Below are 23,912 nucleotides of genomic sequence, written 5' to 3' on the forward strand. Positions count from 1 at the left end.
AATTTGGGAACGCTCCCGTGTTCGTTGCTGTTTTTGGGAATTACGCTCCTGATCGTACAGTAGAATCACGTACCATAAGTTTAGCTTCCATCGTGCGGATGATTGGCTTCCATTCTTCCATATCTTTTCCAATTAACCCCAATAGGAGTTCCATCGCTGTCTTGCCTATCTCCCGTACTGGCTGTGCGACTGTAGTGAGACTAGGTTCGGCGAAGCTTGAACCATAGTTGTCACTGAATCCGACCACAGCAATATCTTCAGGGATACGTTTATTCATTTTTTTAATTATCTGCATAGCCTCTATTGCAGTGGGATCATTTACAGCGAAAATACCATCTATGGGATTTTCGAGTTCCACAAGAAATTTAACAAACATCTTGATTTTATTTAAGCTGAGGTCTGAGTCAATAATTAAATCCTGATCGATCGGAATGCCGTGTTTGGTTAAAGCATCACAATATCCATTAAGTCTTTTTTGACTAATACTGAGTTGCCTCGGACCTGCTAAGTGTGCTATTCTGCGCCTTCCCAAGCTGATGAGGTGCTCTACTGCATGGAACGCGGCATCGTAATCATTGACCACGACCTTGGGCACCATAATTTCATTACAGACTCTATTGAAGAATACAATGGGAATTTTCTTTCGAATAAATACTTTCCAGTGATCATAATTCAGTGTTTCCTTTGTCAGTGAGACCATTACTCCATCTACACGATTGGCCAACATGACTTTAGCATTGGCGACTTCGGTGGCATAGCTTTCATTGCATTGCGATATCAGTACTGAATAGCCATGTTTGCTGGCTTCTTCTTGTGCACCAACGACAACTTGCGGAAAAAAAGAGGTAGAGAATTCAGGTAAGACAATACCGATCGTGTTGGTCTTGTTAGTGATGAGGCTTAGCGATTGCATATTGCGTTGATAATCTAATTTCTCAGCCAGTTCCAGGATTTTTTGACGCGTTTCTGCCTTTACATTGGCATGGCCGGTAAGGGCACGGGATACGGTGGATTTAGAAATATTTAGTTCGTTGGCAATATCAACAATGGTTATCTGATCACTTTTCATAGCAATAAGCGTTGGTCTCGATTTATAATGAGCGTTTAAAAATAAGATATGTTTATGATAAAGTGAACACTTTTTAATTTTTAGCGTTGGCGTCCTGTCTGTTTTCCGGCGATTTTATTGCAGTAAAGGTGCATATAGCGACATTTGCACCTTTACTGCAGTAGATTGGTTAACTCGTTCTTAATAACCGGGATTTTGTCTCATCAGTGGCATTTTTTGAATTTCACTTAATGGAATTGGCAGGAGGTACATTGCTTTCCTAAAGTTTAGCGGTCGTAAAGCTGACCCCACTAAGTAGCTAAAGGTATTACCATTGCGTGTGATAATTATTGTTTTGTTAAAGCCCTTGAGCACATTTTCTGCGATCATCCAGCGCCGGATATCATTAAAGCGATGATCTTCAAAAGCCAGTTCGATGCGTCTTTCATTTTGAATGACTATGCGCATCTGCTCGACATTCATCCCTACCTTCAAACCATACATGCGGTCAGAACCCGGGAAAATTCCTGCTCTTTGACGTAATTCTTTCAGCTTGTCATAAGCTCTTTCCGGGAATCCAGCTTCGTTGATCGCTTCAGCATAATTGAGTAAAATTTCTGCATAGCGAATCAGGGGCCATCCGCGTTCGGTAGAACCTGCCGTATTGGTGGCTAGATTTTCGTCCAGCATTTTTCTGCTGTAATAGCCGGTGGAGTAATTGTTGGGTGTATAGGCATCGTTTGTGGGGTTGGCAGGATTCGAGCCGTTGCTCATATACGTATAGATTGTAGTCTTTGGACCGGTGTTGGATACATAGGATAATCCATTATAAATAATGGAATAGTCGAATCGCGGATCCCGATTTGTATAAGGGTTGTTGGGATCATAAAGCGGGCTTTCGTCCGTTGGTTTACCATCTCTCATGGGAAATGCAGCGACTAGATTGTGCGTTGGTTTCATCACTGAGCTGCCTGAACGGGTGGGAGGTAAGTAATAGGCCTCCAGCTCTTTCTGTGTTGTGCGATTGTAGGCGAGGATATATTCACTGTTTATTCGTTTGAGGAATACTTGATAAAAACCGTTGCCGGGGCGAGTCTCGTTATCTACATTGAGCGCATATTTGTGACTACTAATTACCGCTTCAGCAGCAGTTGCGGCATTTTGCCAGCGGTTTTTGTCATAGTTTGGGTATCCCACTAGGGCACTAAGTTCGGCCGTTGCCTCGCTACTTAGTCCACCGTTGAAGAGTGGGCTTGCTGCGTAGAGCAGTACGCGTGATTTTAAAGCCAGGCAGGCTCCATTGGTAATCCGGCCAAAGTCGATATCTCTGTAGACCACGGACGCGAGAGTCGCTGCGGCGGCATCTAATTCTTGTACAATATAATTGATGGATTCATCAAACGTATTACGTGGAAGGTCAATCAGATCATTGATTTCAAACACACGATCACCAACAAGAGGTATACCGCCAAATGCGGCAACCATATTGTAATAATAGAAGGCGCGTAGGAATCGTGCTTCTGCAACCATCCTTGTCCGGGTAGCAGGCGTAAATGGCGCATTTGGAAGCTTTGCCAGCAGTAAATTTACACGTCGAATATTAGTGTAGGGTGTGTTCCACAGATCTTTGTTCGCAGCAAAGCCCGTGAGTACATTGCTGGGGGCTATTACACCTTGTGCATAAGCATTTCCCCAGACCGAGACATTATTATTACCTTCTGCATTATCCGTAGCCAATTCCATGTTGCCGGAGCCACCAGCGGCCGAGAAACGATAGGAATCAAAGCTATAGCCCATATCCTGATAGATCCTATTCAAAAAACCAAGTGTCCGAACGCTGTCGGTAAAGACATCCTCAGCAGAAATGCCTACAGTTTTATCATCCAAAAATTTGGAGTTTTGACAAGAGTATATGGTGCTTGTCAATGCAATTAGAAATATAAATATTTTCATGATTGTGCTTTAAAAAGTTACATTTAAACCGAAGTTGAAAATACGCGTTGGTGGGTATGGTAGGTCTGCAGATGATTCCAGCACTTCGGGGTCTAAATTGTATAGTTTGTCTAGCTTTGTCCATGTGAATAGGTTATAGCCGCTGCTATAGATGCGCAATTGTTTTATTTTAAGCTTTTGAAGTGTAGTTGCAGTTAGTGTATAGCTAATTTCAGCGGTTTTAAGACGGATATAGTCACCTGGTATAGCCCAGAAGTCCGAATACCAATCCCTTGGGCTTTGGCTTAATGAGCTTGTATATACTTGCGGATATTTGGCTGCGTTTCCTAATTCTGGAGTCCAATGTTGCAGGTGTATGGGGAGTGCTTTGCTGGCGTTGTGATGGATAACAGCTCCTTCGGCACTAGCGACGAAATTGGCGGCTCCCTGGAAGAGGACGGTAACATTAAAATTTTTGTAACCGGCACCCAATGTAATTCCATAGGTTGTATTAGGCAGGTTTGTATAGCCAAAAAAAGATTGGTCACTCGCGTTTATAATTCCGTCCCCGTTTAAATCTTTGTATTTTAAATCCCCTGGGCGACCGCCTGCGGGTTTGGCTACATTCGGATCCGCAATTTCTTCGGTTGTGTAAAACTCTCCTGTCCAACTGTATTTTAGCTTTGCTCCAATCGCTTGGCCGGTTTGTTTTTGATAAGGGTATAACGGTACTGGTTCGTCTCTAAACAACACCTTATTTTTTGCCAACGAATAGGTTCCTTTTACCGTGTATCGCCAATTGTCCTGAATTTGGCCTGTATAGCCGAATTCGACTTCCCAACCTTTATTATTGGTTTTTCCTAAGTTGACGTTAGGCAGCGTTTGGCCGAATACGGCTGAAACAGCGCCTCTGCTGGTGAGGATATCAAAACGATTGTTGTCAAAATAGTCAATGGTTGCTGTCACCTTGCGATTTAAGAAAGCTAAATCAAGACCAATATCCATTTTCTTTTCTTTCTCCCAGGTTACCTGGTTATTTCCTAAGGCACCCTCTGCCGCGGTGACATAGCTGTTATTGTTTGCTTCGCCAAATAATCCCGAACCGCTGCCGATACTGTAGTTTTGAAGATACGCATATACTCCACCGGTATTGTCAACGCCGGTTAGACCATAGGAGCCACGCAACTTGAAAATATCAATAAAGGGAAGTTTTTGCTTAACAAATTTTTCTTCCGCGATGTTCCATCCGATAGAGGCTGCAGGAAAGAAGCCAAATCGACGCTCTTTTGCAAATCGATCGGATCCATTGTAGGCGCCGCTCAATTCCAGCAGGTATCGGTTCTTGAAGTCATAACCTATACGAGCTGTGTATCCCCGGAAATTTTCGGGTATAAAATTATAATCTTTTGCGCCCGTTGCGCTTTTACTGTTTTGGTTGTATAATACCAATGCAGAGACATGGTGCGCCTGTGCAAAGCTGCGGCTATAGTTAAGCATGGCTTGCAAGGTGATTGCATAATTGGTACTTCCAGCACCATAGTTTAAGCTTGGCGTTGCGATGCGATAAACGTTGTCCTGACGGCCGAACGAATAGGAGTCGGTGGTCGGATCATAAATATACGACGGGAAACCACCGCCAGCGGTAGGACGTTGTAAAGAGCGGTTGTAAGCGTAGTCGTTGCGATAGGCTAATGTCCCTTTAAAAGACAGCCCCTGTGTAATGAAGTTCAATTTCTGATTTGCGGAGGCTGCCAGATTCATATTATTGTTGTGGGTACGATAGTAACCGTTGTACATCAAACGACCAATGAGGTTGTTATTATTTCTGCCGGCAGAATTTCTCTGCCATACGCTATAGCCTAGGCTACCATCGGGATTGAACAGGGGATAGTTGTAAGGCGCGGTTTCGGCCGTACGGCTGAGATCGCTGAAAATATTGTCGTTAGCACTGGCATTGTTGCGATTAGTTTCACCTAGGCTACCGAAGAAATCAAAACGCACATCGAGGTCATTATTCACTTTTAAATCTATGTTTGAGCGATAATTATATCGCTTATAATAAAATTTACTGTTTAGGTCTTCGCTGAAATCCTTTAATTGTCCACCTTGGTTCAAATACCCGACAGATACGTAGTATCTTGCGCGGTCGGTACCACCCGTTACATTCAGTGTATTTGTTGATTGCGGTGCAAATTTGCGCAATAGAATGTCTGTCCAGTCATTATTGGGGTGCGTATAGGGAGAAGTTCCTTCTTTGAACAATTGTAGGTCTTCTTCTGAGAACTGCGGTTTAAAATTTGCGTTTGGATTCAAGTTATTTGTATTGACCTGGGACTCGACCAGGAGTTTGGCTGATTCGTAGGCATCTAAATACCGGGGCGTTCGGGTTAATTGACTCAGTGCATATTCAGTCTGAAAGTTGATTTGAGGCTTGCCAGACTTTCCTCGTGTTGTTGTCACTAAGACTACTCCATTAGCACCTTTGATACCGTAAATGGAGGTTGTTGCAGCATCTTTGAGGATGCTTATCGATTCGACTTCATTTGCATTTAAGGTTTGGAATTGTGCATAGGTGAACTCGATGTCATCAACAATAATAAGCGGTTGGTTGTTGCCGGTATAAGAACTTGTTCCACGAACATAAAACGTGGCACCGTCGTTACCCGGTTGTCCTGAACGCTGCTGACTGGTAAATCCTGTTAAACGGCCCGCCAACGTATTTTGTAAGCTAGGTGATGGGCTTTGCCGAATTTCGTCACCACTAATGGAGCTTACAGCGCCTGTAAGCGTCTTTTTCGTGGTTTTACCATAACCCACCACGATGACTTCATCGATTTCCTGTTCACGTGGTACTAATTGGATGGTAATGGTATTTTTTCCCTGCACGTCTACCTCCTGGCGTAAATAGCCAAGATGGTTGACTACAATCGTCCCACTGCTGATATTTAATTTAAAGTGGCCGTTATCATCCGTGCGTGTTTGGTGACTTGTCACATTTTTCTCTGTAATCGTCACATCTTTGAGCGGACCACTGCTTCCTCGAACGGTGCCTGCCAACTGTCTTTCCTGACCGAAAGCAGTTGAGCAGGTGATCGTGGTCAGGCCAATGAGCGAATATATTAAGTTTTTCATTTTAGAGTGTCTATCTTTTTGATTAATAATAGCCTTCATTTTGGATCAATGCAGGATTTTTAGACGTTTCGCTATAAGGTATAGGCATATGGTAATACTTGGTTTCAAAATGAAAGGGGGTAAGCATTTGTTCGGTTGCCGTCACAGATGTCCCTGATTTATGGAGTACAAGACCTTTGAGCGGATTTTTGATGTCTCCAGCATCCTTCCAACGTCTGATATCCCAGAAACGATGTTCTTCGAAAGCCAGTTCGATACGTCTTTCATTTTTAATAAGATCGCGCATTGCGGTTTGTGCAATCCCTTCTGAAATACCATAGCGACTATTGTTGCCCGGTTTAATACCGGCCCGTGCCCGTATCGTAGTGATCTGTTTGACTGCATCTTCGGTACGACCGACTTCGTTAAGGGCTTCGGCGTAGCTTAGTAGGACTTCAGCATAACGGAAATAGGGGAAATTATGACTTTGATTTGCATAGGTCGTAGCGTTTGTGAAATCACCCAAGAATTTACGTAAGTAGTAAGCGGTCTTGGTCTGATTTAAGAATGGCTTATTGGGTTTATCCAAACCACCTTCGAATGTTTCAATCGGCCTGCTCAACCACCTGACCCCATTGTAAAAAAGGATAGCTTTTAATCGGGGATCGCGATTTTCATATTGGTTGAGATCGGTAGTTAAACCCACATAGGGTAATCCGGTATCCATTGGAAAGGCGTTAACAAAGTTTTGAGTAGGGCTTGTCCGACCGTTGCTGGCCGCAGGTGCAACATAACCCACTGGTGCATTATTTGCCTCTAATGAAGTTGAATTGGCCGATTGTTTGGCGAAGATTATATCTGTGTTTACCTTGGTCGTAAAAATGTTTGCATACGCTGCGGTACCTGTGCCGGCCGGTAATTTATGGTAACCTTTAGCGATCAACTCTTCGGCAGTTGCAAGAGTACGTGCCCATCTTCCGTTGTCTTTGTTGGGATAGCCGTTTAGGAGCTTGATTTGCGGGTTGATACTCACACCGCCACCATTGAAAAGTGGGCTAGCTGCGTAGAGATATAATCTCAGCTTTAATGCTAACGCTGCCTCACTTGTGGCACGGCCATATTCAGTGGTAGAAAGCAGTGGGGAAGACGCTGCGGGGAGCTCTGCTTTAATTTCATCACACTCCATGGCGATATAATCCACACATTCAGCGTAGGAGGCCCGGGGTAAATTAAGGTCATCGCTGAGGTCAAATACCTGTTCGCCCAATAATGGAATTCCACCGTAGCGCTTCAACAACTCAAAATACGCAAATGCCCGAAGAAACCGTGCTTCAGCTTTAAAGCGACGGATCAGGTTTTCGGGAATGGGTACTACCGATATATTTTGTAAGAATACATTTGCTCGGCGAATAATTGTATAGCTATTCTGCCAGTTATTGTCAGGATAATTTACAGCGGTTAACTGACCGTTTGTAAATAACCGTATATCCGATGTTTCGGAAGATGGTACGGCATCATCCGTTGCAGCATCAAGCATATCGCCTGTTATGCGGTTGAATCCGTTAGGCAGGAAGGAGTAGATTCCGAATAGATAGGCTTTTGCCTGTACGCCCTCCTTGTCTGTGGGATCAAACACATCCCCGAGCAGAATCCGCTCTTCCGGTTGGTGTTCAAATTTGTTGCATGATGCTATCCCGAGCATGGCGAAGACTAGCATACAAATTACTGATTTTCTCATATCTCCCTGAATTATAATTGGATATTTAGACCGAAACTGATGACTTTTTGTATTGGGTAGAGGCCACGGAAATTTTCAGGATCGGCGCCGTTAAAGGTTTTGGAACTGAATGTAAACATGTTGAATCCATTCGCGAAAATCCGTGCGGATTTGATTTTTGCCCGTTGTGTTAATGCCGTTGGTAGCGTATATCCCAATTCAATATTCCGTATACGTAAGTAGTTGCCATTGCGTAACCAAAAGGTTGAATACACATCGTTGTTAAAGGCGCCGCTTTGTGGCCCCGATCCTGTGCTTAATCTTGGATAGCCAGCATCCGAGTTGTCCATGGTCCAACGATCGAGCTGTGTGCTGTAAGCCTGACCCGTGCCGCTGTTAAATTCCCGGTAACTATTGCCAGAAAGATAGACTTCGCGATTTATCATGCCCTGAAATAGGATTGAAAAGTCGATGTTGGCTAAGCTAAAGCCTAAATTTGCGCCGAGCAATACCTGTGGTTTCTCAGAACCTATTCGACCCTGGTCATATTGATTGATTAGACCATCGCCATTCAGATCCCGGTAACGAATATCTCCCAACTGAGGTGAATAGCCCTCCATTGTTGGTGACGATTCTAATTCAGTCACGTTTGTGTATAATCCTTCGGCAATATAACCTATGGTTTGTCCAACAGGATGTCCTGTAGCGGTCATCCAAAAATAGGGCAATGCAGGTTCGGCTTGGTAGACCATTTTCGATTGTTGGAAGCTGGCATTAAGCATTGCATGATAGGAGAATTTGGATTTATGGTTCCGCCATCCCAATTCGGTTTCAAACCCGGTGTAATCTTGTTTTCCAATATTTTCATTGGGATAGCTGATGCCTAGCAGGGCATTATTATTCTTGCGTGTTATATTCAAGTCACGATACTTGTTCTTATAATAGGTTAATTCAAAAATAAGTCGGTCTTTAAGAAGTGCACCATCGATACCTACGTTTAACATCTTCACTTTAGCCCAGGTAGGATTGGGATTTGCCAAATAAGATTCACCGATTGTGGCTGCCGAGCCCGCCGACGAACCGAAGAAAGTTTCTGGAGTACCATTATAACTTTGCATATAGGTGTAATAGCTCGCATTGTCACGGCCTAATAAACCATATGATCCAAAAAGCTTGAGTTTGCTTATCCATTTGTACTTCTTAAGGAAGTTTTCGCGATGTATATTCCACCCAAGGCCAATAGCGGGGAATGTACCGTATTTGAATCCGCCGTCGTTCGGGTAACGATTAGCACCATTAACAGCAAAAGACAGTTCAGCTAGGTAGCGGTTGTCGTAGTGGTAAGCAGCATGCCCGGAGATTCCCTGTACAGTATAGGGTAGGTCTGAACCATTGACCAGATTGTCCCGATTGGCTAACAGCATAAGGTCGATCCCATGCTTTTCGGTTTCATTGGAGTAGCCTATTGAGAGCTCCTGGAAATTTGATCTATTCTGAAAGGCAATGTTATTGCTGTTATTTTGCTCCGTATTATTACCATACTGTTTGTATATTGGTGCTTCGAGATCATCGTTCATTAACTGAAATACAGCGAACGATTTGTTTCGTACGTAATTTTCACGAAGGTTGGAAAAAAATGAAGCTCTGGCTTTTAGCCACAAGCCTTTTAGTACATCATCCAATGAACGTTTTAAGTAGAAGTCCGTTAGTATCGTACGCGTATTAGCAACAGCATATCCCGAAGCGTTTGTCTGCGCTACTATATTATTTTGAAATTTGGAAGAGCCGCCAAATGTTCCATCTAAGTTATGTATTGGATATGCACTGTTAGGGGTGTTTAAAATTGATTGAAAGATATTATCTGTACCATCATTACCGGGGCTGTTGGCATTCAATATACGGCCTTGGATATACACTCCGGCCTCCAGTAAATTGGAAAGCTTGACATCCACATTCGAACGGACGAAATAACCCCTCGCGTTGGTGTTCGTACTATAATTGTTGTTGGCATTGGATTTTAGTAGGCCATTTTGACTGAGATGTTCGAGATTGACGAAATACTTGACATATTTGTTCCCTCCGCGGGTATTCAGATTGTATCGTGCAACAGTAGCGCTGTTTTTAATGACCTGTTGAGCCCAATCTACATTTGGATAGGCCTGTGGATTATTACCTTCTTTAAAGCTCGTCAGGGCAGTTTCACTAAAACCATTGTTTGTGACGGAAAGCCCATCATTTTGTAATGCTTCATTGTACAATAGGGCATACTGATAGGCGTCCAATGGTTTTCCGATCAAGTTTTGCAATGGTTTTTGGACGCCATACTGAGCCGAGAAATTAATCTGTGTCCTATCGGTGTACCCTTTTTTTGTGACAATTGCTATTGCACCGTCAGCGCCACGGATGCCCAGCATTGCTAGGGAGACAGCATCTTTCAATACCGAAATTGATTCGATCTCCTGCATGCCAATTTCTGTGACAGAACGGGGAATGCCATCGATTAGTATGATCGGCGGGCGGCCCCTGAGTTGATAGCTCATGTCTTCATTTAATGGCTGTCCATTGTTTTGGCTAACCTTTAGACCGGACAATTGTCCCGCCGCTGCAGTAAGGTAGCCAAATACCGGAGTTGAGGCGAGTGCATTGCCCGGTAATTTGGACACCGAAGCTGTAGAGTACTGCTTAGGTGTATTGAAATAGATTAATTGATTGATGTTACTGATAGAATCTTGCTCTAGAGTTTTCTCTAAAGAGACATCTTGCTGCGCATAGCTCCACAAGGGAAAACAAAAGAGCATAGCATAAGCTGTCTTAGATTTAAGCAAACTTTGTAATTCTAACATACCTTAGTTGGTTTAAAATTGGTCTTTTAACATTTGATCATAACGAATTTCGCAGCCTACATGGAAAAGTTGTTACCGTTATCTTATGCTTATCGTATTATAAAATAAGGCTCGTAGGGCTATTATATTCGGTTAGTCAATACCCAAAGATATTATAGTTGTATTCGGAAAGGTTTGCTAGAATGCTTTTTTTTTAATGAAACCGTTCCCAAATTTTGGGAACGGTTTCACGGTTAGAATGATCCGTTTTGATGTTTACGAATCTCAATTACGTTTTGGGAAAATCTCTTTGGACGAATCCGGTATCTACAATTTCTTCGTCGTAGGAAGAAATACTGCTACCAAACCTACAAGTGGTAAGTATGAACATATGCGATATATGTAATCAATGCCGTGACTATCTGCTATTGCCCCAATAACGGCTGATCCAATACCCCCCATACCGAATGAAAGACCAAAAAATAATCCAGAAATCATTCCTATATTTTGAGGCAAAAGTTCTTGCGCATATAACAATATGGCGGAGAATGCCGAGGCAATGATCATGCCTATAATGAAAGTGAGAACAACGGTGCAGGGAAGATTTGCATAGGGGAGTGCAAGCGCAAATGGTGATGCACCGAGTATGGAAATCCAGATGACATATTTTCGTCCTATCTTATCGCCTAGCGGGCCACCAATCATTGTTCCAAGCGCTACTGCTAAGAGATAGATAAATAAGTACCACTGGGATTGCTGGATAGAAACACCAAATTTATTGATCAAATAGAATGTATAATAGCTTGAAATGCTTGAAGAGTAGAAATATTTGGAGAAAATAAGTATTAACAATATAGTAATCGAAAGAACTATAGTTTTTCGCTGTATACATTGGTTGGAAGCATTTCCAGTACTTTTCTTTGAGTTTCTCCTATTCTCAATTGATTTTGTATTAAACCATTTTGAGATGTAAAACATAATGACAACAGCGATTAGCGCTACCGGTGACATCCAAAAAACATTCAACCTGCCATAAGATGCTACTAGTAGAGCTGCTAATATAGGGCCTAGAGCAGATCCAAAGTTTCCGCCCAATTGAAAGATTGATTGCGTCAATCCCCGTTTATTCTTGGAGCATATATAGGCTATACGTGAAGCCTCCGGATGAAATATCGCCGATCCCGCACCTACTGTAGCTACAGCTACCAGCAGCAATACATAACTGGAGCAAATGGCGAGAAGGATGATGCCGGTGAGACTAATTAACATGCCTATGGGAAACAAGTAGGGATAATGTTTTCTGTCAATAATAAAACCTACTACAGGCTGTAATAGTGATGATGAGAACTGAAACACCAGCGTTATGATCCCAATTTGTGTAAAATTTAAAGAAAATTCTTCTTTGACAATTGGATGAATCGCAGGAATAAGAGACTGTATGCTGTCATTGATCAGGTGACAGAGACTTAACATAAGTACGAATTTATAGGTAATGCGCGAAGAGAATTCCGAAACACTGTTTTGCCTCATTATGTATGCATTTTTAAATTAAATAAAAGCTGAATATCAAAGGTCATCGAAGAAGGTGCCAAACGAAGATATCCTTATCTAGCGAATAACGATTTATACTTATACAAATTTACCCTGTTTTTTGTCATTTCTACCAGTGAATGATAAAAATGTCGACTACATTTACATACTAGTGAGCATAGATTTTAGGCATGTTATTTATTCACCGTTGGTCTGACACAGAATTAGCCGTTAATCTAATTTAATAGTTGAAGACCATTAAATTACTATTTTATGGATTCTCGTATCGTTAGAGAAAGCATATTACAGGGCAACACTGCTCTCGGTATTGAACTGGGTTCAACTCGGATCAAAGCTGTATTAATCGATCCAAATTTTGAAATCATTAGTTCCGGTATCTACGATTGGGAGAATAAACTTATCGACGGTTTTTGGACCTACTGTGAAAAAGAAATAATTACGGGTATACAGGAAGCTTTTAGACAAGTTTCAACAGAGGTACAAAGTAAATTTGGTATTCCATTACGGAAAATAGGTTCCATTGGATGTTCCGCAATGATGCAGGGCTATATTGTACTCAATAAATCTGGAAAATTACTGGTGCCATTCCGTACTTGGCGTAATGCAACAACGTCAGAAGCATCTTCACAGCTCACTCGAAGTTTTAAAAGTAAGATTCCCCAACGTTGGAGTATATCTCATCTCTATCAAGCTATTTTGGATAATGAACCGCATGTCAGTGATATCAATTATATCACAACATTGTCTGGATATGTGCATTGGCTTTTGACCGGTGAAAAGGTTTTGGGAATAGGTGATGCTTCGGGCATGTTTCCTGTGGATGAAATAAAAAAGCAATTTGATGAGGGGTTAATTCATAAGTTTGACACTTTGATTGCTGACAGGAAATACTCTTGGACACTATTGGACATCATGCCAGTTGTCCGGATAGCCGGTGAACCTGCAGGAAATCTGAATGGGCAGGGTGCCATATTGTTAGATCCGTCTGGTTTATTAGGTGGAGGTATTCCAATGTGCGCTCCGGAAGGAGACGGCGCAACGGGTATTGTTGCAACAAACAGTATTCAAAAGCGTACAGGAAACATATCTGTGGGTACATCTATTTTTGCACAATTTGTTTTGGAAAAAAAGCTTAGTAACATCTATTCTGAAATAGATATTATGGCAACACCTGAAGGAAATCCGATAGGGATTATTCTGGCTAATAATTGTTCCAGCGATATTAATGCATGGATTAATATATTCGGTGAATTTTGTAAAAGTATGGGATTGAAAGCAGATAGAGACGAATTATTCAACGTATTATTCAATCAAGCAATGTCAGGTGATCAGGATTGCGGAGGTTTAATGAGCTATGGTTATTATTCAGCCGAAAATATTACAGAAATAGTAAAGGGACGGCCACTATTTATTCGCACAGCCGAAAGCAATTTCAATCTTGCAAACTTTATGCGGACGCAACTTTTTTCAGCTTTTGCCGTGCTCAGGATAGGAATGGATATATTAACAAATAATGAAAATTTTTCTTTTGATCACATATGTGCGCACGGAGGCTTATTCAAGACACCGGAAGTCGTACAAAAAATCTGTGCAGCAGCGCTCAATGTACCAATCTCCGTAATGTCAACAGCTGGGGAAGGTGGGGCGTGGGGGATGGCTATTCTTGCTTCTTACGTAAAAGATAGGTTGGAAGGAGAGACCCTCAGCGCTTACCTTTCCAGTAATGTATTTCAAAAAAAGGAATATCAAATAGTGTATCCTGATCGAATGGACAAAGAGGGATTTGATGAATTTTTGATGCGTTATAAAAGAGGATTAGTGATAGCAAAAGCAGCTGAGAATTATTCCTAAAGTGTCACAAGTTGCTTTTAAAATTGGTCTATTAACGGTATCTGTTATTCAATAAACTAGAAACTATACAACCCATAGATTCGATACACCGATCTATGGGTTTGAAGAGAAGCTAGTTGTATGATTAATTCACTATGGCAAACGGATTACATATTAAGTTAATCCGTTTGCTTAAGTATTTCATGTTGTTGATTATTAAATGATCTCTTCCTAAATGTCAGAAGGCTCTGTTGGCGATTGAAGCGGGAGCCCTTCTGCATCATTTGCTTCTTCATCTTCGGCTATGGTTTCATCGTCAAATTCGCTTTCTTCTTCAAAACCACTTTCTTCTTGGATATCCAGATCATCCTCTTCGGCTATGGTTTCATCGTCAAATTCGCTTTCTTCTTCAAAACCACTTTCTTCTGGGATATCCAGATCATCCTCTTCGGCTATGGTTTTATCGTCAAATTCACTATCTTCTTCAAAACCACTTTCTTCTGGGATATCCAGATCATCCTCTTCGGCTATGGTTTCATCGTCAAATTCACTATCTTCTTCAAAACCACTTTCTTCTGGGATATCCAGATCATCCTCTTTTGAGATCTCTGGATCTTCCTCGGATTCATATTCGAAAAGATCTTGAGCGGGGTCCTGTTGCGAGATTATCGCCAATGCAATGATAGGCATACCTTGATGCTGATCGTGCGTAATTTTTTTCCTGTTCATGTTACACATATTTTATTTGTAGGACACCGCATATTAAACAATTGTTGATTGATTAACTACGCTATAAATGCCACTTTATACGTGAAAGTCCAGCTATACGCCGTTTACATTTTTTAATGAGCAACGTGTTTCTACTTTTTGTGACCGATTTATGCGTGAATTGTCGAATCCATTAGCTTTGATCGAACGAAAGTACTGCGGTCGCTGTTAGTTTTTTACAAAATTGTATATATGTGGCGAGCGTAAGATAGAGATTCGCTCACCTAAAATTGATTCAGTCATTATAAATTTATAGAGAAAATGGAAAAACCAGCAAAAATGGATAGACGTAAGGCTTTGGGAGCAATAGGTACTAGTGTGTTAGCTTTAGGATTAGTGGGAGGATGGCGGCCAGCTGAAGCTCAGCAGGGTGGAAATTCTATTTTACAGAATCCAAATGACAAATATCCTAGACCGCCTTTTCAAAAGCAAATCCAGCCTTGGCCTGGATTGAGCAGTAAAATGAATCCAAAACCCGACCACGGAGAAGAATCATATAAAGGAAGTGGTCGATTGAATGGTCGTAAAGCTTTAATTACTGGCGGAGATTCTGGAATGGGGCGAGCTGCCGCAATCGCGTATGCGCGTGAGGGAGCCGATGTGGCTATTAACTATCTGCCAGATGAGGAGTCTGATGCTAAAGAAGTTGTTGCGTTGATCAAAGCTGCAGGGCGAAAAGCGGTGGCAATTCCGGGTGATCTTCGGGAAGAAAAGTTCTGTACGCGTCTAATACAAGAGGCTACAAACCAGTTGGGTGGTTTAGATATTTTGGTCAATAACGCTGCCCGGCAGCAGACAAAACCTTCCATATTGGATATTACAACTGAAGAATTTGATGCGACCATGAAGACTAACATTTATGCTCCATTTTGGCTTATTAAAGCCGCTTTACCACATTTGAAACCCGGTTCAGTTATTATAGGAACAACATCAGTACAGGCGACAGATCCATCGGAAGATCTTTACGATTACGCGCAGACAAAGGCCGCTACAACAAACTATATACGATCTCTTGCGAAACAGCTAGGACCAAAGGGTATTCGCGTGAATGGTGTAGCTCCTGGACCTATTTGGACACCGCTACAAGTGAGTGGCGGTGCAACACAAGAAAAACTTGTGAACTTTGGAGGGGACACGCCCATGGGACGACCCGGTCAACCAGCGGAACTAGCATCGATCTATGTTCAGCTTGCCGCATCGGATGCCAGTTATGCTAACGGACAGATTTATGGAGCTGCAGGAGGCGGCGGGCAACCTTAAGCTGGTACGATCTACTACGGCATCAACTGTTTTGTCAAATATCTATCTAAGTGTTATCTTGTGTTGCAATCGGCGATAAGCTGATTGCAACTCCTTTTGAATATGTGTTCATGATTTTGTCCAAAATCTGAGCATTTTTATTGTGTAAGGTCTTCATTTCTTCATTATACCCATCGCTTAGTTTACCCTCATAAATAAGCTTATCCCTTAATGCTAAGTCTGCATTTTTCAAATCAATTATTTTTTTTGCAATGTCTCTATACTGCATCATAAGTGCTTTTTCGTAAAGGAATGTTTTGATTAAAAATTCTAAGCATATTCATCGTGGTGGTATATAACTCATTTACTCGGCGACACTTTTTACTATAATTAGATGAGAATTACCGAAGGCCGTAATCCTTTATCAAATTTAATATGTAATTGTTGTATTATCAATAAGTGTTGAAATTCTGATGATCAAGCTGTTTATGAAATTTCCATTTATCACATCTATGGGTTCATTGGGCCTCTTCTGAGTGAAGTATCTTCTTTCGATTGAACTTTCAATAAACCTTTTTGTTTTGTATTTTTACGAAAGCACGGCTGGTATCGCTTCAGCAATTCAGGATGTGTCGGATTAATAATGACCAAACGGATAAGATTATGATAAATATCAAGTTATGTGTTTTAATTTTCTGTTATGCATATTTTTTCGCTCACAGCAATTGTAGTGCTCAGCGTACGAGGAAAAATCATGAGGCAGGTATTCAAAGTATCGAAGGTAATTGGTTCGACAAAAAAAATAAAAGACATCTATCGATCTATCATGAAAAGGGACAGGATTATTTTACCATTAACGATTGGTATGAAATCGGCCGGGGTAAGGAACCGATGATTGATGCCTATAGAGCGTGGCCAAGAGGTAATAAATTGGTCATGCTGCAAAGCACTACAGATCTGAGAGCCCCCTATGCAGAGATTCTACCTTCTGGGAAGTTTCTTTTGTACCGTACAAAAAAGATGAATGATGAAAAAGGTCCTTTTATAGACAGCGCTTTCTTCTCTAGGTACAAATAACGGATTTTCCACCGTTCTATTCATGTCATTAAATTATGTCATTAAAATTGAGAGACCGATAAATTTATAGGTGTTGTCTAGATTTTTTAGTGGCAGCTGGTGAGGCAAAAATAGAAAAAATAGCATACGTAATGCGCAAGTTAAGCGTCATTATCATAACTAGAAGTGTCCCTATTGCCCATTTGTAAGATTTTTTAAGAAAATCAATATTCTGTAATTTAGTTAAAACAAATAGGTAGGGTAAAGCGCAAATAAGCAAAAAACTTTGGTATTTAATTTTGATGAAGTTTTAGAGAGCAAATGGAATATAAGAAAGCAAAGCCTTGCAAAGAGTTAGAACCCTATATTCATTTTTATTGGGAACTTAGCGGAAATGAATCTGAAAAGGGGTGGGAGCGGGTTTTTCCCGATGGTTGTGCTGGCATCCTATTGAATTTAGGAAATAAATGTTTGACTGATAATGGTTGTTTCTCAATGGATTATGGAAAAACCTATGTAGTAGGTGCTATGAATGCTTTTAAAGATAGTCTTATTGATAACGATACACATCTCATTGGTGTTTGTTTAAAACCTGCAACTTTTGCTAATTTCTACCGTTTTGCTGCTCAAAATGAATTGACAAACACTACGGTCGAATTTGAAAAAAACATCTCTTTTAATGTCGATAAAGTACTTGAAGAGCATTTCAATTTTTTTGATCGTTTTTATTTCGAAAGAATAATTACCCAAAAAAAACACTTACACACTGTTATTGGGGATATACATGTGTCAAAGGGAAGAATTAGCATTTTTGATCTGGCAAAAAGAAATTGTACAACCGTCAGACAGCTGGAACGAAATTTTAAAAAATTTATTGGACTATCGCCAAAGCAATATTCGAACATTATCCGTTTTCAGCATGCTTTGTCCTTGATCAGAAATTCGACAGACAGTCGCAGTCTGATGGATATCGCTTTTGAGTGTGGCTATTATGATCATTCGCATCTGAGTCTTGAAATCAGACGGAATACTGGCCTTTTACCATCGTCACTTTAATTTTGTCGCATTTTTACAAAATAACTACGATAGCCTAGTCTTAAATTTGCAGAAACTTTAGAACGCTAAACATATGCGAAAAATTTCACTTTTTATTGCAATGAGCCTAGATGGCTATATTGCAAAGCCTAACGATGACTTGAGCTTTTTAAAATTGGTCGAAAAAGAAGGAGAAGACTATGGCTACACTGAATTTATGTGTCAAATTGATACCATCATTGTCGGCAGAAAAACTTACGACTATGTCGTTCGCGAAATTGGGGCCACCCATTACGACAATGGACAGCGAGATGTTTATGTTATCACAAGAACAGAGAAACCAAAAGTGGGTAGGACGATTTTTTACACAGGTGACTTAATCGAATTGGTAGCCCAACTAAAATCACTAGCTGGAAAAAATATCTATTGCGATGGTGGGGCGGAAGTAATCAATGCGTTTTTAAAGTGTGGCTTAATAGACGATTTTGTCATCTCGGTTATTCCAATTCTCCTAGGTAATGGGACAAAACTATTCAAAGACGGAAGACCTGAGCAAGCCCTACAATTTATGACATCAAAAGTCTTTGATACCGGGTTGATTCAACTACATTATAAGTGTACATAAAGAGCGGCCAGCTGAGAAGTTAATTTAAGGGCTATCCTACTTGGTTAAGTATTGAAACTGCTTTTCACATGGCACTCTTCCAATATATTTTGTTAATTCTACTGACATGATTAACATTTTTAAATGTCATTGAATAAGAAGCAAAAAAGAGTGACTCATCATCTTTAGAGTTGCCCTGTAACGTAAAAACGTTTTACAGGTGATGCTGATAAGTATTATTTTTACAACCGCTACTAAAGCTCGTCAACGAATATCGACTTAAGGTCTGAACGTCAAATAATATTAATAAAAATTGGCAACAAATTGAGACATAAAGACTATTGAAATTTTTGCTTTTCATGTATTTTTCTGCAATTGTAAAGCTTCACATGGAATCTCCCAATATTTGAGAAAAACTTCAGATATCAAGTGAATAATTTAAAGCAGGAAATTCCATTTTGTTACCTCGAACGTCATTTTGCGAAAGGTTGATAATCTAAAAATGATAACTTAGGCTAAGTTAATTGAAGTAAAATCGTTGATAAAAAATTGCGATCAAAATAAACCAAAAAAGTAAAGTATGAGATATGGTGAAAACGATAACATTTTTAACTGCAAAGTTGAAGTTCAACTAACCAAAAATAAGCTAACTTATGAAAAGGATGCTATTTATTTTATTCTTGTTAATATCCGCATCGGTTATTTTTCAAGCGAAGGCACAAACACAAAAAAACAATAATTATGATTTTTTTGATACTGTCGTCAACAATCACAATCAGATCTTTTGGCCTTCAGGTATTCCTTCAGCTATCGAAATGGTGCTAAAGTATTGCAAAGCGGTAGATTTTAATTTCTATGACTTGCAACTTAAATGGCAGAATAAAATAGATGGCTCTTTCCGTGATTTTGACCAAAAAGAACTATATGGGATTACTTTTTCTCAGAAATTTGTATTGCCCCGGGATGAAAGTTTTCCAATGGATAGTCTTTTTCAAACGATAGATAATGAATTGAAATCTGGTAAAAAGGTAATTATCGCACTTCAGGTGGAAACAGGCTGGTCCATTTTTGTCGTCTATAAAAAGAGTCCGGATGGTGAATTAGTTTCATACAGCAAACAAGGCAGCCACACAACGATACTCAGAAATACAAAAGAGATTGTAAAGAAATCTAACGGAACAGAAATCATAACGTACAGCATTTCATCTAATGAATAGAAAAATATAATCATGTCTTGCGCTATCATCAAAAATAATTTAAATTATGAAAAAGATGCTCTTTATTTTAAGTGTGTTACTATCCACATCTATCGGTTTTCATTTGAAGGCTCAAACACAAAAAGATGATGATTTTGAGTTCTTTGATACTGTCGTCAATAACCACAATCAACTCTTTCAAATGTCTTGCATCCCATCCGCTGTCGAGATGATACTAAAGTATTATAAAGTGGTTGATTTTGATTTTGACGGTTTACAAAATGAATGGCAGAATAAGACTGATGGTTCTTTCCGTGATTTTGACAATAGAGAATTATACGGTATTACCTTTTCTCAAAAATTTGTTTTGCCCCTGGATGCAACCTTTCCGATCGACAGTCTTTTTCAAACGATAGCTAATGAGTTGAAGTCCGAAAAAAAAGTTATTATCTCACTTCCGGTAGACGGTGGCTGGCATATGTTTGTTATATGCAAACAAACTCCGGATGGAGACTTTGTATCCTATAGCAAACTTGGAAGTCATACGCTAATCTTTAGAAATACAAAGGAGATTGTGAAAAAGTCTAATGGAACAGAAATCTTAACCTATCGCACTCCTCCGGGAATGTAGCCTTTTAGAATTCTAGAAGAAATATGTGAGTGTTTTTCATCGTTTCAAAGGGGTTTTTCGTCGTGGATGTATATCCGATATGGAAATTAATTCATTGTTCGTGCCAAAGGACCGCGATTTGTTCATGTTCATTGTAGTTTTTTATGATTTAAACGTACTCTTTAATTTTATAGGAGATTATACTTTAAGGACGGGAAATTTTAGCTATCCATTTAGTAATCCGATTGTTCAAAATCCAATATGATCTTTCTTATGATAGGTTGCAAGAATTCGACCCAATTGCGGATATCTGTTTCATCAAAATATACCAACCAGATATCACTAGAGTTTGTGTAGATATTCTCAACTTTCTCAAATTTTTTCTTGTACCAAAGCTGTATCTTTTCATCCATACTAAAAATATAATGACTACTCGGTGGAAAACGTAGTTTGTCTTTAACTCTATTTTCGAGTACGGTTACTGTGGTTAGATCGTCCACAGTTAAAAAGAAGGGTATTCTTTCCCTGAAAACAGAAGGTGAACCAATGTCATTGTTCTTACTAATCTGTACTTCAACTACAAATTTAGAACCAGCATAAGCGTCAAAACCACCTTGGGCACATTGGAACCAAATAACTAAATTGTGATCTTTTAATTGCTTGTAAAAGCCTAGCATGCCGCTTTTAGTCTTTTTAAACCCTAAACTTTTTAATTCGGGAAAGATAATTCTGTTGATTATTCGATATACTTCCGTTGATTTCATTTTGCTTTATAAAGTTTTCTAAGTATTTAGCCTCTAATTTAAATAATTTAGTCCTCATTCTCACTAATAATAGATATGAGTTCCTCTTTAGAATAATTTTCTATAACACACTGTTTGGTTTTAAGATAATCAAAGATGGTAAGATTGTCCAGCCAATGTGATTCCCGAAATTTCTCAATGATTGTTTTTAAATAGGTAATGCTCGGTTTAGTCGAGGATTGTGGATCTTGCTCATTTGTTATCGTAAAAATAGGGAAGCCAATTTCTAAACTGATACTTGTAATCGTCTTCTGTCTGGCGATATCTATCAGTTGGCCTTTTGTTACCAAATAAATTTTTCCATAACTAGACGTAATAGGAGCGAATGATGTTCACGTTTTGAAAGTACTCTTTTTTCGATCTAAATACCTGCCAAACCTTTCAGACTTTGGCGTTGTTCATTCGTTGGATGGATCGGTAAAAACTCTTTCGCAAAATGCCGATTTTCTCCATTTTATTAATGAAGATTCCCTAAGGGTACCGACAATGTAAGGCGTTGACATTTGCACTGGCCCTTACAAATTTTGGAAATCAGATATTGTCTGTATTAAAGTAAAAATAAGTATGAAAAAAGCAGCAAGTAAAAAGATTAGACCGTTGCAAAAGCAGGAGCGACCGGGGTTGGAAATAAATATGACACCAGTTCCTGACACTTCTCCGTTAAAGTATCCTGCAGAAGGAAAGTTGAAAAATAAGGTAGCATTAATTACGGGGGGAGATAGCGGCATAGGCAAAGCCGTAGCGTTGTTATTCGCAAAGGAGGGAGCCGATATTGTTATTGCCTATCTTAATGAAACAAAAGATGCAAAACAAACCAAGAAAGAGGTTGAATCCTTCTCTAGAAAATGTACGCTGATTAAAGGTGACTTAGGAAAAGAAAGTCACTGTAAAAAAGTAATTGAACTTACGATAAAATCGCATAAGAAAGTTGATATCATTGTAAATAATGCGGGGCTTCATTGGGAAACAGCATCCATTGAAAAAATTACAACTGAACAGTTACAGAAAACTTTTCAGAATAATTTCTTTTCCTACTTCTGGATTACGAAGTATGCCATACCTTATCTTAAAAAGGGTGCAAGCATAATTAATACATCCTCTGTGACTGCGTATCGAGGCAGTCCAAAGTTGATAGATTACTCTGCAACAAAAGGTGCAATAATATCTTTTACACGAAGCTTGTCAGCAAATCTTATTGCTAAAGGAATAAGGGTTAATGCTGTTGCGCCAGGCCCGGTATGGACTCCATTGATAGCATCCTCATTTGACTCTAAAAAAAACTCGGAATTTGGAAGCGACTCGCCAATGAGAAGGGCAGCAATGCCAAATGAAATTGCACCTAGCTTTCTATTTCTAGCGAGCGAAGATTCAAATTTTATGAGCGGTCAAGTTTTACACCCTAATGGCGGAGAAGTCGTTAATGGTTAGCGAAGGAATAAATCATAGTTTTTCAAAATAGGCAGCGGAAGGTTTAAAGAAAACGCTTTTTTAACATCTTGTAAGCATTGCGCTCATATCCAAGATCCTTATTTATGCTCTTTTTGCCCAGTGATGAACTATTGCAGTCCGAGGAATGTTTACGGAATAAATGCGGCAATCTTGTTAAGATTTAGTTATTTGAAAGACTATGATTGATATAGACAAAATATTTTCGGACGGAGTTGAAGGCTCGTTTCTTGTGGAAATTGCAGCGAGAACGATAATAATGTTTCTTCTGATTTTGATCATACTCAGGCTTTCCGGTAGGAGAGGTGTTAGACAGTTGACTGTTTTTGAAGTTGCGATTATTCTCAGCCTTGGCTCGGCCGCAGGAGATCCGATGTTTCAGGAAGATTTGCCGATTTCCTATTCGGTTGTTGTTTTTATCTGTGTTATTGTACTTTACAAGTTCATAACCTGGCTCACCTACAAGTCTGAGGTGATCACTCATTTATTAGAGGGTAAAGTTTTACCAATAGTGAAGGACGGAGTATTTCACATCAAGCATGAAGATGATGATAATTTTTCGAGATCGGAGTTTTTTTCAGAACTCAGAAATTTAAACGTAGAACATTTAGGACAGGTTAAAGAGGGGGTGCTAGAGATTGATGGGACATTAAGCGTTTTATTCTATGCTGATGATGATGTTAGATATGGATTACCATTATTTCCTTCCTCCTATAAAATGGTTGATGTGTCAAATTCTGAAGGACCATTTGCATGTATGTATTGTGGCCAAGTTGTGTTTAGTTTTGATAGCGATACTCAATCCTGTACTAGGTGTCATCGAAAGCAATGGAGCAAGGCTTTAAATTCAAGAAGAGTTTAGGGTTGTCAATTTCTGTAAAAATATTCATTCTCTGCGCAGACAGCGCTATCTTGCCAAGATGAGCAAGGCTATAAAAATTACTTTATCGAACTTTACTATAGAACAAAGCTGGATTTGAATTAGGTGACAACGTGAGGCTCCAGCTAACATTGCCCCGCTTATGGGTTACAAGTGGGACCTTTTGATTAATTTTTTTAGACTACCCATATAAATGCTGTGTCCAGATATTAACGTCTTTGTGATGTTTGTCGCTATTGTGTTTATATACAAGTTTTTTACGAT

The 23,912-nt window shown here is 39.8% G+C and carries 18 protein-coding genes; 9 read left to right on the plus strand and 9 right to left on the minus strand.

The window, feature by feature from the left end; genetic code table 11:
* Positions 1-40 precede the first annotated feature (40 nt).
* From QE382_RS11010 to QE382_RS11035, 6 genes are all read right to left on the minus strand, one after another.
* A complete protein-coding gene (locus tag QE382_RS11010; protein ID WP_307185926.1) occupies positions 41-1,069 on the minus strand; it encodes a LacI family DNA-binding transcriptional regulator in 1,029 nt (342 codons plus the stop codon).
* A gap of 180 nt (positions 1,070-1,249) precedes the next feature.
* Positions 1,250-3,001, minus strand: coding sequence for a RagB/SusD family nutrient uptake outer membrane protein (locus QE382_RS11015; RefSeq protein ID WP_307185927.1), 1,752 nt, complete (start codon positions 2,999-3,001; stop codon positions 1,250-1,252).
* A 9-nt stretch (positions 3,002-3,010) separates the two neighbouring features.
* Complete coding sequence (locus QE382_RS11020) at positions 3,011-6,112, minus strand: SusC/RagA family TonB-linked outer membrane protein (RefSeq protein WP_307185928.1); 3,102 nt, start codon at positions 6,110-6,112, stop codon at positions 3,011-3,013.
* Positions 6,113-6,134: 22 nt separating this feature from the next.
* On the minus strand, positions 6,135-7,829 hold the full coding sequence (locus tag QE382_RS11025) for a RagB/SusD family nutrient uptake outer membrane protein (RefSeq protein ID WP_307185929.1): 1,695 nt from the start codon (positions 7,827-7,829) through the stop codon (positions 6,135-6,137).
* An 11-nt stretch (positions 7,830-7,840) separates the two neighbouring features.
* Positions 7,841-10,651, minus strand: coding sequence for a SusC/RagA family TonB-linked outer membrane protein (locus tag QE382_RS11030; RefSeq protein WP_307185930.1), 2,811 nt, complete (start codon positions 10,649-10,651; stop codon positions 7,841-7,843).
* Positions 10,652-10,957: 306 nt separating this feature from the next.
* Complete coding sequence (locus QE382_RS11035; protein WP_307185931.1) at positions 10,958-12,160, minus strand: MFS transporter; 1,203 nt, start codon at positions 12,158-12,160, stop codon at positions 10,958-10,960.
* Between the two features lie 273 nt (positions 12,161-12,433).
* Here QE382_RS11035 and QE382_RS11040 point away from each other — a divergent pair, with 273 nt between their 5' ends.
* Positions 12,434-14,032, plus strand: a complete 1,599-nt coding sequence (locus QE382_RS11040) for a xylulokinase (RefSeq protein ID WP_307185932.1) — start codon at positions 12,434-12,436, stop codon at positions 14,030-14,032.
* A gap of 210 nt (positions 14,033-14,242) precedes the next feature.
* Here QE382_RS11040 and QE382_RS11045 read toward each other — a convergent pair whose 3' ends face one another.
* Entirely contained in the window at positions 14,243-14,740 is a 498-nt protein-coding gene (locus QE382_RS11045) for a hypothetical protein (RefSeq protein ID WP_307185933.1), read from the minus strand.
* Between the two features lie 318 nt (positions 14,741-15,058).
* Here QE382_RS11045 and QE382_RS11050 point away from each other — a divergent pair, with 318 nt between their 5' ends.
* Entirely contained in the window at positions 15,059-16,039 is a 981-nt protein-coding gene (locus QE382_RS11050) for an SDR family oxidoreductase (RefSeq protein WP_307185934.1), read from the plus strand.
* Between the two features lie 46 nt (positions 16,040-16,085).
* Here the strand turns inward: QE382_RS11050 and QE382_RS11055 are convergent, their stop codons facing one another.
* Entirely contained in the window at positions 16,086-16,310 is a 225-nt protein-coding gene (locus QE382_RS11055) for a hypothetical protein (RefSeq protein ID WP_307185935.1), read from the minus strand.
* 371 nt (positions 16,311-16,681) lie between these two features.
* Between QE382_RS11055 and QE382_RS11060 the strand changes: the two genes are divergently transcribed.
* From QE382_RS11060 to QE382_RS11080, 5 genes are all read left to right on the plus strand, one after another.
* Positions 16,682-17,095, plus strand: coding sequence for a hypothetical protein (locus QE382_RS11060; protein WP_307185936.1), 414 nt, complete (start codon positions 16,682-16,684; stop codon positions 17,093-17,095).
* Between the two features lie 300 nt (positions 17,096-17,395).
* Positions 17,396-18,130 (plus strand): AraC family transcriptional regulator, encoded by a 735-nt coding sequence (locus tag QE382_RS11065; protein WP_307185937.1) that lies wholly within the window; start codon positions 17,396-17,398, stop codon positions 18,128-18,130.
* Between the two features lie 73 nt (positions 18,131-18,203).
* Positions 18,204-18,734, plus strand: coding sequence for a dihydrofolate reductase family protein (locus tag QE382_RS11070; protein WP_307185938.1), 531 nt, complete (start codon positions 18,204-18,206; stop codon positions 18,732-18,734).
* A gap of 632 nt (positions 18,735-19,366) precedes the next feature.
* Positions 19,367-19,930 (plus strand): hypothetical protein, encoded by a 564-nt coding sequence (locus QE382_RS11075; protein ID WP_307185939.1) that lies wholly within the window; start codon positions 19,367-19,369, stop codon positions 19,928-19,930.
* Positions 19,931-19,976: 46 nt separating this feature from the next.
* Positions 19,977-20,540, plus strand: coding sequence for a hypothetical protein (locus QE382_RS11080; RefSeq protein WP_307185940.1), 564 nt, complete (start codon positions 19,977-19,979; stop codon positions 20,538-20,540).
* Between the two features lie 212 nt (positions 20,541-20,752).
* Here QE382_RS11080 and QE382_RS11085 read toward each other — a convergent pair whose 3' ends face one another.
* Positions 20,753-21,283, minus strand: coding sequence for a hypothetical protein (locus QE382_RS11085; RefSeq protein WP_307185941.1), 531 nt, complete (start codon positions 21,281-21,283; stop codon positions 20,753-20,755).
* Between the two features lie 603 nt (positions 21,284-21,886).
* Here QE382_RS11085 and QE382_RS11090 point away from each other — a divergent pair.
* Complete coding sequence (locus QE382_RS11090) at positions 21,887-22,750, plus strand: SDR family oxidoreductase (RefSeq protein WP_307185942.1); 864 nt, start codon at positions 21,887-21,889, stop codon at positions 22,748-22,750.
* Positions 22,751-22,949: 199 nt separating this feature from the next.
* Positions 22,950-23,630 (plus strand): DUF421 domain-containing protein, encoded by a 681-nt coding sequence (locus QE382_RS11095; protein ID WP_307185943.1) that lies wholly within the window; start codon positions 22,950-22,952, stop codon positions 23,628-23,630.
* Positions 23,631-23,912: the final 282 nt, after the last annotated feature.

The sequence above is a fragment of the Sphingobacterium zeae genome, from assembly GCF_030818895.1.
In the GTDB taxonomy this organism is placed as follows: Bacteria; Bacteroidota; Bacteroidia; order Sphingobacteriales; family Sphingobacteriaceae; genus Sphingobacterium; species Sphingobacterium zeae.

Bases quoted from the DNA above. Each gene is read 5' to 3' on its own strand.
- QE382_RS11010 (WP_307185926.1), bottom strand. From the start codon at position 1,069: ATGAAAAGTGATCAGATAACCATTGTTGATATTGCCAACGAACTAAAT.
- QE382_RS11015 (WP_307185927.1), bottom strand. From the start codon at position 3,001: ATGAAAATATTTATATTTCTAATTGCATTGACAAGCACCATATACTCT.
- QE382_RS11020 (WP_307185928.1), bottom strand. From the start codon at position 6,112: ATGAAAAACTTAATATATTCGCTCATTGGCCTGACCACGATCACCTGC.
- QE382_RS11025 (WP_307185929.1), bottom strand. From the start codon at position 7,829: ATGAGAAAATCAGTAATTTGTATGCTAGTCTTCGCCATGCTCGGGATA.
- QE382_RS11030 (WP_307185930.1), bottom strand. From the start codon at position 10,651: ATGTTAGAATTACAAAGTTTGCTTAAATCTAAGACAGCTTATGCTATG.
- QE382_RS11035 (WP_307185931.1), bottom strand. From the start codon at position 12,160: ATGAGGCAAAACAGTGTTTCGGAATTCTCTTCGCGCATTACCTATAAA.
- QE382_RS11040 (WP_307185932.1), top strand. From the start codon at position 12,434: ATGGATTCTCGTATCGTTAGAGAAAGCATATTACAGGGCAACACTGCT.
- QE382_RS11045 (WP_307185933.1), bottom strand. From the start codon at position 14,740: ATGAACAGGAAAAAAATTACGCACGATCAGCATCAAGGTATGCCTATC.
- QE382_RS11050 (WP_307185934.1), top strand. From the start codon at position 15,059: ATGGATAGACGTAAGGCTTTGGGAGCAATAGGTACTAGTGTGTTAGCT.
- QE382_RS11055 (WP_307185935.1), bottom strand. From the start codon at position 16,310: ATGATGCAGTATAGAGACATTGCAAAAAAAATAATTGATTTGAAAAAT.
- QE382_RS11060 (WP_307185936.1), top strand. From the start codon at position 16,682: ATGATAAATATCAAGTTATGTGTTTTAATTTTCTGTTATGCATATTTT.
- QE382_RS11065 (WP_307185937.1), top strand. From the start codon at position 17,396: ATGGAATATAAGAAAGCAAAGCCTTGCAAAGAGTTAGAACCCTATATT.
- QE382_RS11070 (WP_307185938.1), top strand. From the start codon at position 18,204: ATGCGAAAAATTTCACTTTTTATTGCAATGAGCCTAGATGGCTATATT.
- QE382_RS11075 (WP_307185939.1), top strand. From the start codon at position 19,367: ATGAAAAGGATGCTATTTATTTTATTCTTGTTAATATCCGCATCGGTT.
- QE382_RS11080 (WP_307185940.1), top strand. From the start codon at position 19,977: ATGAAAAAGATGCTCTTTATTTTAAGTGTGTTACTATCCACATCTATC.
- QE382_RS11085 (WP_307185941.1), bottom strand. From the start codon at position 21,283: ATGAAATCAACGGAAGTATATCGAATAATCAACAGAATTATCTTTCCC.
- QE382_RS11090 (WP_307185942.1), top strand. From the start codon at position 21,887: ATGAAAAAAGCAGCAAGTAAAAAGATTAGACCGTTGCAAAAGCAGGAG.
- QE382_RS11095 (WP_307185943.1), top strand. From the start codon at position 22,950: ATGATTGATATAGACAAAATATTTTCGGACGGAGTTGAAGGCTCGTTT.